The following is a 12365-nucleotide window of genomic DNA, read 5'->3' on the forward strand; positions in this document are numbered from 1 at the left end:
CTTGTCTACAAAATTTAAACCGGACAGTAGTGGGCCTGTCCCGAGCATCTGCGACGTATCAGTTTAGTGAGAGGTTGGCAGATCCTCGGCACAAGGCCGAGGATGACGTAGAGTGTTTGGCGACCTGTCGAGCGCCTTTTCCGCGCTGCTGGCTTTTCCGGAAAAGCTGCGAGGTTAAAGTGACAGCCCGCGTCGCTGGCAATGGCCCGCAGACCCTCACCGTATATCCAGCAACCGCTCCAGATAACGCCGTTCGATTTCGCCGGGCGGGTTGTTGCCAAGTTTTTCGCGGATGGCCTCGAGGATTTCGCGGGCGCGCTGCACGTCGATCTCGTCAGGCACCTTCACCTGATCGCCGAAATCCGGGCCAGTGGTGCTGCGCGGGCGTCCAAGCGGGTCGCGGCCGTTCTGGCCACCCTGGCCCGCCATGCCTTCCTGCCCCTGTCCGGGTTGCTGGCCCTGCTGGCGCATGGCCTGCATGATCTGGCCCATCATGTCCTGCGCGCCCTGGCGCAGCGCGTTCAACGCATTGCCCTGACCTTCGACCGCCTGTTCGCCCTGGCTTTGGCCGAGCGCTTCGCCGGCGCCCTGCATTTCCTGCTGCGCCTTGCCGAAGTTTTCGCCCGGTTCCATGCCGAGATCGCGAAGGCCCTGCTGCAATTCGCCGAGCTGCTTGCCGAGCGCGTCCTGCTGCGCCCTCAGGTTTTTCAGCGCCTCGCGCAATTGTTCGGCAGTCATCTGGTCGTTTGGCTGTCCGCCCTGCTGACCATTCTCACCCTGCTGACCCTGCTGGCCTTGCTGATCCTGTTGTGGCTGTTGGCCGTTTTCACCCATCTGCGGGTCTTCGCCCTCACCGCCATCCTGCGGGTCGCCACGCTGCATGCGGTCGCGCAGGGCTTGATCAAGCTTGAACGTCTCGTCCATCAGCTTCTGCTGCTGTTGCAGAATTTCGCCAAGCTTGTCGATCTGCTGGCGCATCTTGCTGCTCTGCTGTTGCCCCTGCTGGCCCTGACGCTGTGGCCGGCCCGCCTGCAGGTTGTTCATCATACGCTGCAATTGCGAGAGCATCTCCTGTGCCGCGTCGCGGTTGCCCGAACGGGCGAGGTTCTCGATCTGGTTCATCATGTTTTCCAGATCGCGCTGGCGCAGCACGTTTTGGGCCTGGTTGTTCATGTTGGCTTGCGGCGCATTCTGCATGCGCTGCGCAAGTTCACTCATGAATTGCTGCATCGCCTCGCGCAGTTCCTGCATCAGCTTGGCGACCTCCTCATCGGATGCATTGCGCTGAAGCGCCTCGGAAAGCGCAGTCTGTGCATCGCGCAGGCGTTTTTCCGCCTGCGAAAGATCGCCATCCTCGATACCGAGCGCGATTTCCCAGAGATAATCGGCGGTGTCCTTCAGCATTTCCTGATTATAGGCGAGCCGCATGCGGGTCTGCGCCGATTGCAGCAGCAGATAATGCGTGGTGTTGGGAATGGTTTCTTCCGGACGCAGGCCGACTGCCTCATTATAGGCGATCGCCCTTGGCACCTGCCGCGTATCGAGCGAGAATATCTGCCGCTGTTCGACAATGGAAGCCGCCAGCGGTTCGGAGAAGTTGCGCCCCGGCAGCACCATCTCGTGCGCGGGGCTGCGGCCGGTCTGGCCGGCACCATCAGTTGCCACAAGCGTGATGCGCACGCGTTTGCCCGCCATCGGATGTTCGGTCAGGTTGCGGCTGGTCAGCCCCTTGATCTCGCGATTGTTCTGCCGTGGCAGATCGAGCTTGAATTCCGGCGGCGGATAAAGCGCGGTGGCGCCCTCAGCAACGCCGAGCGGCTCGATGATGGCATGGGCTTCCTTCAGGCCGTAATCATCCTTGGCGGTAAAACCCACTTCCAGCGCGCCATTGACGGCCCGGCGCGGCATGTTGTCGAAGGCGATGGTGGGCGGCTGGTCGGGGATGACGTTGAACACCCATTGCTCACCATTGGCGGTAATCATGCCGCTTTCGGTGACATCAAGGGCGAAGGTGCGCGGCGCGACAGGCTGATCCGGTAAGCGTGTCTGCGTCTGAACGGCCACATCGCCGCTTGCGCTATCGACGCGCGGCGCCTCGGGAGCAAGCTTCTGCAGGGCGCCCGCCGTCTCGGGCTCGAAGGTCACTTCCTCGCCGCCATCGCCACCCGTGATACGGATCGTCAGTTTGGAGGATTGCGGTACGGACACCGCGTCGCGGCTGGTCGCATCGCGTCCGGTCAGGAAAATCGGTGCTCGGCCGGTATAGGCGGGCGGCGTCACCCAGGCGTCGAGACGGATATCGGGATTGAGCGGACCGGCAGCCGGCTGGCTGCGGAAGGCATCGGCCACGGTGCCCGCGCCGTTGGAATAGGAAAAACCGAAGGCGGCAGCCAGAAACAGGGCAGGAATGGCGCGTAGTGCCGAGCGGTCGTGGCGGGCAATATCGGGTTTCGGAAGACCGGCATTGAGCGCGGCGATCCGTTCCGCCATGCGGATCTGGTGTTCTTTCCACAAAGCGCGGGAAAAGGGCGTGTCGAAGGCCGGTTCGTCCTCCTGCACGCCGACCGGCTGGTGCGCCAGACCGTTGCGCTCTTCCAGGAGGCGAGATGCGTCATTGTCCGCCGGCCATTTCAGCCTCAGGATCGGCAGGATGGTGGCGATGAAGCTGAAAACCAGCAGGAAAACAATGCCGAGGCGCAGAAAATCCGGCATCTGCCGGAAAAGACCGAACCATGCGAGCGCTAGAAATACGGCGGCGATGGAGAGCGGCCACAGCGTCTTCGGCGCCATTCTTTCCGAAAGCAGCACGATTTTTGCGAAGAAGCGCTTGGCCACAACCCGGCGGGCAAGGTCTGGCCGCTGCGCGAACGCACCGGTCGGGCGCTTTCTGCCTGTCCTGTCCTCTCCGGCTGTGGTCATCAATCCGTTCTCCCGGTTCTGGCCACGTCAAACGCCATTCCCGGAACGGCGTGTTACTCATACTGTTAGGGACAAGGATAACATTCTTTGTGGCGAAGACGAGGGCAGCCAAGTGCTCACCCCCATTTTTTGGGCAGCTTCGCTCAATTGTGATCGGCAGTTCGGGTCAGTCGAGCCACGCGGGCACGGAATCGAGAGCGATAAGCTCTTCATATGTGCCGCGCGGGCGGATGACGTGGAACTTGTCGCCCTTCACCAGCACTTCCGGCACCAGCAGGCGTGAATTATAGGTGCCTGCCTGCACCGCGCCATAGGCTCCTGCAGAACTCACGGCGATGAGATCACCCGGCTGAGGAGCCGCCATCTCACGATCCAGCGCCAGATAATCGCCCGTCTCGCAGACCGGACCGACGACATCGGCCTTGATGCGCGGCGCATCCAGTGCGGGCTGCACCACCGGGCGAATACCGTGATAGGCCTCATAAAGCGTCGGGCGGATGAGGTCGTTCATCGCTCCGTCGACGATTACGAAGTTCTTTTCGCCGCCATCCTTCACATAGATCACCTCCGTGACCAGAATGCCGGCATTGCCGACGATCAGGCGTCCGGGTTCGGTGATGATCTTGCAGTTGAGGCTCTTCAGTTCGTTCTTGACGATATGGGCATAGGCATCCGGCAATGGCGGCGGGTTGTTGTCCTCGCGGTAGGGAATGCCGAGGCCGCCGCCGATATCGACATGGCTGATCGTATGGCCATCACCGCGCAGTGCTTCGACCAGTTCGCGCAGCAGCCGGAAGGCATCCTCGAAAGGTTGCAATTCGGTGATCTGGCTGCCGATATGCATATCGATGCCGGTAACGTCGATGCCCGGCAGAGTGGCGGCATGGGCATAGACCGCCCGCGCACGCTCATAGGAAATGCCGAACTTGTTTTCCTTCTTGCCGGTGGAAATCTTGGCGTGGGTGCGCGCATCCACATCCGGATTGATGCGGAAGGAGACATGCGCCCTTTTGCCGGCCTTGACGGCGCGCAGATTGAGAACTTCCAGCTCCGGCTCGGATTCGATGTTGAAGCAGTAGATGCCGGCATCCAGCGCGTAATCCATTTCCGCCACCGTCTTGCCGACGCCGGAGAACATGATGCGGCTTGCGGGCACGCCGGCGCCAAGCGCGCGGCGCAATTCACCGCCCGACACGACGTCGATGCCAGCGCCGAGCTTCGCCAGCGTCTTCAGCACCGCCTGGTTGGAGTTGGCCTTCATGGCGTAACAGACCATGGCGTCCACATCGGCGAAGGCGCCGGAAAACACCTTGTAGTGGCGCTCCAGCGTCGCGGTGGAATAAACGTAGAAGGGCGTGCCGACAGCCTTGGCGATCTCAGGCACGGGCACGTTTTCGGCGTGCAGCACGCCGTCGATATAGCCAAAATGGTTCACGGTTTTTTATCCGTCAGAGAAGCTTGTCGAGGATGAACGGCCGTTCCGCCGTCGCCGGTTTCGTCTCGGTTCCATCGGCATTGCGCTTGTTGCGCATTTCGACCGGCGTGCTCGGCGGATCGATATCGCCTTTTCGCCCGCAGGCACTGAGAACGAGGCCGACGGCGAGCGTCATGCCGATGGGAACGATGAGATTACGCGCGGTTTTTGAAAGCATGAGCCTGTCCAAAGGAAATATGTGCCTCTCTGATAACGAAAAACAGGGCGCTTGTGCACCCTGTTTCTTGTGATCGCAGCGTAACGCGAATTTATGAGAGTGGCGGATCGAAAAACAGGGTCGTTTTCGCATCGGATTTTCCGAAAACGCAGCTCTCTTCTGGTCCGATAGGTTAGTTGCGTCCGCGCCACCAGGCGATCTGCTTTCGCACTTCCGAAGGGGCGGTGCCGCCGAAGCTGGTGCGGCTGGCAACCGAAGCCTCGACCGAAAGGACGTCGAAAATGCCGTTGGTAATGGCGGGGTGGATCGCCTGCAGGTCTTCCAGTGAAAGATCGGCTAGATCGCAGCCTTTCTTTTCCGCCAGCGCCACGGCATTGCCGGTCACATGGTGAGCATCGCGGAAGGGCAGGCCCGCTTCGCGCACCAGCCAGTCGGCGAGATCGGTGGCGGTGGAGTATCCCGAACCGGCAGCTGCGCGCATGCGGTCCTTGCGCACTTCGAGGTCGCGGATCATGCCGGTCATGGCGGCGATTGCCAGTTCCAGGCTTTCGGCAGAGTCGAAAACCTGTTCCTTGTCTTCCTGCATGTCCTTGGAATAGGCGAGCGGCAGGCCCTTCATGACAGTCAGAAGTGCGACCAGCGAGCCGTTGATGCGGCCCGTCTTGGCGCGTACCAGTTCGGCGGCGTCCGGGTTCTTCTTCTGCGGCATGATCGACGAGCCGGTGGAAAAAGCGTCCGACAGGCGGATGAAGCCGAATTGCGGCGTCGACCAGATGACGATTTCTTCAGCGAGACGCGACAGATGCGTGGCGCAGATCGAGGCGATCGACAGGAATTCCAGCGCGAAATCGCGATCGGATACGGTGTCGATGGAATTGCGGGTCGGCTCGCGGAAACCGAGCGCCTTCGCCGTCATATGGCGGTCGATGGGATAACCGGTGCCGGCAAGGGCGGCGGCGCCGATCGGGCTTTCATCCAGATGCTCGATGGCGTGGCGCACGCGGGCGCGGTCACGGCCGAACATTTCCACATAGGCCATGCAATGATGGCCGAAGGTGACGGGCTGGGCCGTCTGCAAATGGGTAAAGCCGGGCATCACCGTATCGGCATTTTCTTCGGCGCGGTCGAGGAAGGCGGCGATGAGCCCGGTCAGCATGCCCTCGGTCTTCTGCAATTCTTCCTTGACCCAGAGGCGGAAATCGAGCGCCACCTGGTCGTTGCGCGAACGGGCGGTATGCAGACGCCCCGCCGCTGTGCCGATGAGGGTGGCGAGGCGCGCCTCGATGTTCATGTGAATGTCTTCGAGCTTGCGGGAGAATTCGAAACTGCCGGACTCGATTTCTGACAGGATCGTGTTCAGGCCGTGAACGATCTTGTCTTTATCTTCCTGCGAAATAATGCCTTTTTCCGCCAGCATGGTGGCGTGCGCGATTGAGCCGCGGATGTCCTGGGCATAAAGCTTCTTGTCGAAGCCGATGGAGGCATTTATCTCTTCCATGATGGCTGATGGCCCGGAAGCGAAACGTCCGCCCCACATCTGGTTGGAGGATTTCTGATCTGTGCCGTCAGCCATGTTCTGCGTGCCCTGGAGTATTCGATGACAGAAAAAAGGCCGTTCAGGCTTCCTTCCGCCAGATTGGTTGCAATTGCTGCCGTTGCCGGTGTCTTGTGCGGCGCGGGCGCGGTCTGGTTCAGGCATATTGGGTCTGAGAGCCCGGTTCAAGGGGCAGCGGTTGCCGAGGCCGGTTTATGTGAAGGTGCGGCAAAGCGTATCGCCTCGCTGAAACCCCTTCTGAAGGGTCAGGTGGCGGCCATGTCGGCCACGGATACGCCACGCATCATTCCCCTGTCCTTCAAGGGGCCTGAGGCGCAGGAGATGTCGCTTGCCGATCTCAAGGGCAAGGCGGTTCTCCTCAATCTCTGGGCCACCTGGTGTGTCCCGTGCCGGGAGGAAATGCCCGCGCTGAACGCGCTTGAGAAAGAAAAGGGCGGTGACGGTTTTGAGGTCGTTGCCGTCAATATCGATACCGGCGCGGATGAAAAACCGAAAACCTTTATGGACGAATACAAGATCGACGCGCTGAAACTCTATCGCGATAGTTCCATGGGCGTTTTCAACCTGCTGAAAAAGGAAGGGCTGGCCTTCGGCCTTCCCGCCACGCTGCTCCTGGACGAAAACGGCTGCCTGCTCGCCGCCATGAACGGCCCGGCAGCCTGGGACAGCGAGGATGCCAAGGCATTGATATCGGCAGTGAAGGCCAAATAATTTTTCCAGCCCGTGCGGGAGGGATTTCCCCTCCCGTCGTCTCGCATAATGTCCGAGGAATATCTCTTGCGCCTTAGCGCGTCGGAACGGGTGTCTCGCCGCGATAATCGTAAAAACCGCGGCCGGATTTGCGGCCGAGCCAGCCGGCCTCGACATATTTGACCAGCAGCGGGCAGGGGCGGTATTTGCTGTCGGCCAGACCGTCATGCAGCACTTGCATGATCGACAGACAGGTGTCGAGACCGATGAAATCGGCAAGCTGCAACGGTCCCATCGGGTGGTTGGCGCCGAGCCTCATGGCGGTGTCGATGGCTTCTACCGAACCGACGCCCTCGTAAAGCGTGTAGATAGCCTCGTTGATCATCGGCAGAAGGATGCGGTTGACGATGAAGGCCGGGAAGTCCTCGGCGACGGTGATCGCCTTTTCCAGCGTCCGCACATAGTCTTTCGCCGCGTCGAAGGTCTTTTCATTGGTGGCGATGCCGCGCACCAGCTCCACCAGTTTCATCACCGGTACCGGGTTCATGAAGTGGATGCCCATGAATTGCTCGGGACGGTCGGTCGCGGAGGCGAGGCGGGTGATGGAGAGCGAAGAGGTGTTGGTGGCCAGCAGCGCCTCGGGCTTCAACACCGGGCAGATCTGCGCATAGATCTTGCGCTTGATCTCCTCGTTTTCAGTCGCGGCCTCGATGACCAGATCCATCGGCGCCAGATCGTTGACATCAGTCGAGCCGCTGATAAGCGCGAGCGCCTCTTTGCGGGCGTCGTCGGAAAGCTTGCCGTTGGTGACCTGACGGGCGAGATTGCCGTTGATCGTGGCAAGACCGGCTTCGATGCCGTCCTTGGAGAGATCGTAAATATGGACCTTGTAACCGGCGATGGCGGAAACATGCGCGATGCCGCAACCCATCTGACCGGCTCCGATGATACCGATATTTTTAAAGGGGGCGGTCATATGCTGGTCTCCTCGTGGGATTTCATCTGCGTCATTGGCGGCGATGTTACGCATATCGCCGCAAAAGAGAAGGCGGCGCGTTCAAAAAACGCGCCGCCTTTGGTTAACTGCTTAAAATCACAGTGCCTTCTGGAGTTCCGGCAGAGCCTCGAACAAGTCTGCGACGAGGCCGTAATCGGCGACCTGGAAGATCGGCGCTTCCTCGTCCTTGTTGATGGCGACGATGACCTTCGAGTCCTTCATGCCGGCCAGATGCTGGATGGCGCCCGAAATGCCGGCGGCGATATAAAGCTGCGGTGCGACGACCTTGCCGGTCTGGCCGACCTGCCAGTCGTTCGGGGCATAACCCGCATCCACCGCCGCGCGCGATGCGCCAACGGCCGCACCGAGCTTGTCAGCGACGGGCAGGATGACTTCCTTGAATTTCTCCGAGGAGCCGAGCGCGCGGCCGCCCGAGATGATGATCTTCGCAGAAGTCAGTTCCGGCCGGTCGGAAGAGGCGAGCGCATCGGAAACGAAGGTGGACAGGCCGGGGTTTTCGGCAGCACCGATGGCTTCTACCGGAGCCGAGCCACCCTCTGCCGCCGCTGCGAAGGCAGTGGGGCGCACGGTGATCACCTTCTTCGCGTCGCTTGCCTGCACCGTCTGAATGGCGTTGCCGGCATAGATCGGACGCTTGAAGGTATCCTGGCTGACGACCTCGATGATTTCCGAAATCTGGGCCACATCGAGAAGGGCCGCCACGCGCGGGGTGACGTTCTTGGCCGAAGCGGTGGCCGGTGCGATGATGACGTCATAGGACGGGCTGAGCGAGACGATCAGCGCTGCCAGCGGCTCGGCGAGCGCGTTGGCATAGGATGCGTCATCGGCAAGCAGCACCTTGGCGACGCCGGAAAGTTTCGCTGCCGCATCTGCGGCACCCTTCGCACCCGAACCGGCAACGAGCACATGCACGTCGCTTCCCGTCCCCTTGGCAATCTGCGTTGCCGCCGTCAGCGTCTTCGCCGTCAGGTCGGAAAGGGTTGCGTTGTCGTGTTCTGCCAGAAGAAGAATGGCCATAAAAATATCTCCCTTTTCCGAAACCTTAGAGGACGCCGTCGGCTTTGAGCTTTTCGACGAGTTCGGCCACAGAGGCGACCTTGATGCCGGCCTTGCGGCCTGCGGGCTCCTCGGTCTTCAGCACCTTCAGACGCGGCGTGACATCGACGCCGAAATCAGCCGGGGTCTTCTTGTCGAGCGGCTTTTTCTTTGCCTTCATGATGTTCGGCAGCGAGGCATAACGCGGCTCGTTCAGACGAAGATCGGTGGTGACGACGGCGGGAAGTTTCAGTTCAACTGTCTGCAAACCGCCATCGACTTCGCGGGTCACTGCGACCTTGCCGTCTGATGGCACGACCTTGGAGGCGAAGGTGCCCTGGCCCCAGCCGAGAAGGGCAGCCAGCATCTGACCGGTCTGGTTCGAGTCGTCGTCGATCGCCTGCTTGCCAACGATGACAAGACCGGGCTGCTCGGCTTCCGCCACGCCCTTCAGGAGCTTGGCGACGGCCAGCGGTTCGACTGTCTCGTCGGTCTCGATCAGGATGGCGCGGTCGGCGCCCATGGCGAGCGCTGTGCGCAGCGTCTCTTCCGCCTTGGCCGGGCCGATCGACACGACCACAACCTCTTCGGCCTTGCCGGCTTCTTTCAGCCGCAACGCCTCTTCCACCGAGATTTCGTCGAACGGGTTCATCGACATCTTCACATTCGCAAGCTCAACGCCCGAACCATCCGACTTCACGCGGATCTTCACGTTGTAATCAACAACTCGTTTGACTGGGACAAGGATCTTCATCGGCGGCTTTCCTCAAACTCCTGTCCGCGAGGTGAAAAGACCGCGCGGACCTCCAAAAAAAGGTTGGCGACATGGATAAGCATTTTTCCCGCAAACACAACGGAACAATGCTCATTATCGCATGCACGCAAGGCATATCTTACGTTGACGTTAACGTAAATAAGTTATCTCTTCGTCACGGGCTCATCCGCTCCCGTCATAGCCCCGTTCGATTTGCGACAACCCTGCCGTTTGCGACGGATTCTTGAACTGTGCCGCCCTCGGCGGAACAATAGTGCGGTCGAACAGGGGAACGCCACGCCTGCGCATGAAAACCACCATCACCGCACCCGCCAATATGCCGCCTACATGTGCACCCCAGGACACGTTTTCCTCCAGCCCGAGTGCCAGCATCAGGAACTGCTGGCCGATCCACAGCGCCAGCGGAATGAAGGCGGGCAGGGGAAGCGGAATGCGCATGAACACCAGCACCCAGACGCGCACCTTGGGATGCAGGAGAAAATAGGCCGCGACGACGCCGGAAACCGCGCCCGACGCGCCGATCAGCGGTCCTTCCGAGGTGGGGGCGACGAAGCCGTGCAGCAATGCGCCGGCTATGGCGCAGGCGAGGTAGAAGATCAGAAAACGGAAATGGCCGAGCGCGTCCTCGACATTGTCGCCGAAGACCCACAGAAACAGCATATTCCCGGCCAGATGCCAGAAATCCAGATGCAGGAACGCATAGGTGACGGCGGTCAGATCATCAGGCACAACCTGCAAAGCAGGCTCCAGATAAGCGTAATCGAACACCACTGCGGGAATGAAACCAAGGCCGAGCGCTGCCGCATTGGCCTGCACATCGCTGGCGAACACGCCGGTAAACAGCCAGACCAGCACATTGACCACAATCAGGCCAATCGTGACATATTGCAGCCGGATGTGCTTCAGGGAATTCGCATCGTGCAGCGGTATGAACATCGAATGCCCCTTGGTTGCGCAATTGGCGCGCTTTAACGGTTCTTGCCGGGAACCCACAATATGTCGGCCTTGCCCGCATCATTGGCAAAACGGGCGGCGACGAACAGGAAGTCCGACAGACGGTTGGCATATTTCAGGGCCGGCGGGCCGACGATCTCGGCCTCAGCGACCGAAAGCTCCACCATCAGCCGTTCCGCGCGCCGGCAGATGGTGCGCGCCAGGTGCAGATTGGCCGCCGCCGCGTTGCCGCCCGGCAGCACGAAGGAAGTCAAAGGCTCAAGCGTGGCGTTGAGGTCGTCGATTTCGTTTTCCAGCCGCGTGACCTGGCTGTCGACGATGCGAAGCGGCTCGTAGGCGGGCGGTTCATCGGTTTCCGGAGTAGCGAGATCGGCACCGAGGTCGAAAAGGTCGTTCTGGATGCGGAACAGCATGCCATCCAGCTTTTCCAGCCCGCTTGTATAAAGCCGCGCCACGCCGATTGCCGAATTGGTCTCGTCTACCGTGCCATAGGCCTCGACGCGAAGGTCGTGCTTCAGGCGGCGCGGGCCGGAAACCAGCGCCGTCGTGCCCTTGTCGCCGGTGCGGGTGTAGATCTTGTTCAGCTTCACCATGTCAGCGGCCGCCGCCGGTGAGCCACAGGGTGAGCATGATCAGCACGATGGCAATGGCCTGCAACAGCAGGCGAAGCTGCATCAACTTGTTGGAGCGGTTGGCGTCTTGGCCCTTCAGCATGTTGAAAAGGCCTCGTATCAGCACGATGACAACGAGGCCCATGACGATAAGGGCCAGAACGGTGGTAAAGCCGGACATTTAGGGGTAACTCCTCCTCAATCGAATCTGCGCAACAGACGATAGAACAGGCCGGCAGGCAAGAGCCGTTTCAGCAACAGCCCCTGTTTGGCTGGAACGGTAACGGGATAATGCGGTTTCGGCTTTGCTGCGGTCAAGGCGTGTTTCAGCACGGTATAAACGGCGTCGGGGCCGAGCTTGTGGCGGCTGACCGGGCCGGACCCGTCCATCCGCGCCAGCTGGCGCTTGTATTCCGCCGCATGGGCCGAGTTTTCCAGATCGATGTTATCCTTGATGTGAGCGAGCGCCGTCGTGGTGAATTTGGAGGCGATCGGTCCCGGCTCGATCAGGCTCACATGGATGCCGCTGCCCTGAAGTTCCATGCGCAGCGTGACGCCCAGTCCCTCGATGGCGAATTTCGATGCCGTATAGGCGCCGCGATATCGATAGGGAACGAGGCCGAGAATGGAGGAGCAATGTACGATGCGCCCCGAACCGCGCTTGCGCATGAAGGGAATGACCCGCCGCGTCAGATCGTGCCAGCCGAAGACGTTGGTTTCAAATTGCCGGCGCAGCGCCTCCACCGGCAGATCCTCCACCGCGCCCGGCTGGCCATAGGCGCCGTTGTTGAAGAGCGCATCGATGCGGCCTCCGGTTCTGGCCGCGACCGTTTCCACTAGGGCGGCGATGGTTTCCGGCTTGGTATAATCCATGATCAGGGTTTCGATGTCCTGATTTTCGAGTGCGGCCATATCGGCGATGCGTCGCACGGTGGCGAATACCCGCCAGCCGTCGCGGTGAAGCGCGCCGGCGCAATGGGCGCCGACGCCCGAGGAACATCCGGTAATGATGATGACGGGTTTTTCAGGCATCTATGCCGCTCCGGGAAGCCGAATGTCGCTCTGGCCCGATGGTCCGGCCCATGAAAATTGCATTGCGCAAAATCCGTGCTCGGCCGGAACCGAAAGGGGGACTTGTGCGCTGTACAAAGCAGAG

The 12365-nt window shown here is 60.7% G+C and carries 12 protein-coding genes; 1 reads left to right on the forward strand and 11 read right to left on the reverse strand.

Translation table 11 applies throughout. The features are described from left to right. Positions 1 to 216: 216 nt before the first annotated feature. The 4 genes from RS75_RS03215 to argH form a co-directional block, all read right to left on the reverse strand. A complete protein-coding gene (locus RS75_RS03215) occupies positions 217 to 2919 on the reverse strand; it encodes a TIGR02302 family protein (RefSeq protein ID WP_045017358.1) in 2703 nt (900 codons plus the stop codon). A gap of 166 nt (positions 2920 to 3085) precedes the next feature. Then, positions 3086 to 4354, reverse strand: a complete 1269-nt coding sequence (gene lysA, locus RS75_RS03220; RefSeq protein WP_045017360.1) for a diaminopimelate decarboxylase — start codon at positions 4352 to 4354, stop codon at positions 3086 to 3088. Between the two features lie 13 nt (positions 4355 to 4367). Continuing rightward, positions 4368 to 4571, reverse strand: coding sequence for an LPS translocon maturation chaperone LptM (gene lptM / locus RS75_RS25395; RefSeq protein ID WP_045017363.1), 204 nt, complete (start codon positions 4569 to 4571; stop codon positions 4368 to 4370). A 172-nt stretch (positions 4572 to 4743) separates the two neighbouring features. Then, entirely contained in the window at positions 4744 to 6144 is a 1401-nt protein-coding gene (gene argH / locus RS75_RS03230; RefSeq protein ID WP_045017364.1) for an argininosuccinate lyase, read from the reverse strand. 24 nt (positions 6145 to 6168) lie between these two features. Between argH and tlpA the strand changes: the two genes are divergently transcribed. Further along, positions 6169 to 6837, forward strand: a complete 669-nt coding sequence (gene tlpA, locus RS75_RS03235; protein WP_045017366.1) for a thiol:disulfide interchange protein TlpA — start codon at positions 6169 to 6171, stop codon at positions 6835 to 6837. Between the two features lie 73 nt (positions 6838 to 6910). Here tlpA and RS75_RS03240 read toward each other — a convergent pair whose 3' ends face one another. The 7 genes from RS75_RS03240 to RS75_RS03270 form a co-directional block, all read right to left on the reverse strand. Beyond that, positions 6911 to 7792: a 3-hydroxybutyryl-CoA dehydrogenase gene (locus RS75_RS03240; RefSeq protein ID WP_045017368.1), complete on the reverse strand. Its 882-nt coding sequence runs from the start codon at positions 7790 to 7792 to the stop codon at positions 6911 to 6913. Between the two features lie 117 nt (positions 7793 to 7909). Beyond that, the gene (locus tag RS75_RS03245; RefSeq protein ID WP_045017370.1) at positions 7910 to 8851 is read right to left on the reverse strand and encodes an electron transfer flavoprotein subunit alpha/FixB family protein; all 942 of its coding nucleotides are present in this window, start codon (positions 8849 to 8851) and stop codon (positions 7910 to 7912) included. 25 nt (positions 8852 to 8876) lie between these two features. Continuing rightward, positions 8877 to 9623: an electron transfer flavoprotein subunit beta/FixA family protein gene (locus tag RS75_RS03250; RefSeq protein WP_045017372.1), complete on the reverse strand. Its 747-nt coding sequence runs from the start codon at positions 9621 to 9623 to the stop codon at positions 8877 to 8879. A 183-nt stretch (positions 9624 to 9806) separates the two neighbouring features. Beyond that, the gene (locus RS75_RS03255) at positions 9807 to 10580 is read right to left on the reverse strand and encodes a rhomboid family intramembrane serine protease (RefSeq protein ID WP_045017375.1); all 774 of its coding nucleotides are present in this window, start codon (positions 10578 to 10580) and stop codon (positions 9807 to 9809) included. A gap of 32 nt (positions 10581 to 10612) precedes the next feature. Continuing rightward, the gene (locus tag RS75_RS03260) at positions 10613 to 11191 is read right to left on the reverse strand and encodes a cob(I)yrinic acid a,c-diamide adenosyltransferase (protein ID WP_045017377.1); all 579 of its coding nucleotides are present in this window, start codon (positions 11189 to 11191) and stop codon (positions 10613 to 10615) included. Position 11192: 1 nt separating this feature from the next. Continuing rightward, positions 11193 to 11390 carry a twin transmembrane helix small protein gene (locus RS75_RS03265; protein ID WP_003497428.1) on the reverse strand — a complete coding sequence of 66 codons (198 nt, stop codon included), beginning with the start codon at positions 11388 to 11390 and terminating at the stop codon, positions 11193 to 11195. A gap of 17 nt (positions 11391 to 11407) precedes the next feature. After that, positions 11408 to 12241, reverse strand: coding sequence for an SDR family oxidoreductase (locus tag RS75_RS03270; RefSeq protein WP_045017379.1), 834 nt, complete (start codon positions 12239 to 12241; stop codon positions 11408 to 11410). Between the last annotated feature and the right edge of the window lie 124 nt (positions 12242 to 12365).

Origin of the sequence: Rhizobium nepotum 39/7 (assembly GCF_000949865.1) — a bacterium.
GTDB lineage: Bacteria > Pseudomonadota > Alphaproteobacteria > Rhizobiales > Rhizobiaceae > Agrobacterium > Agrobacterium nepotum.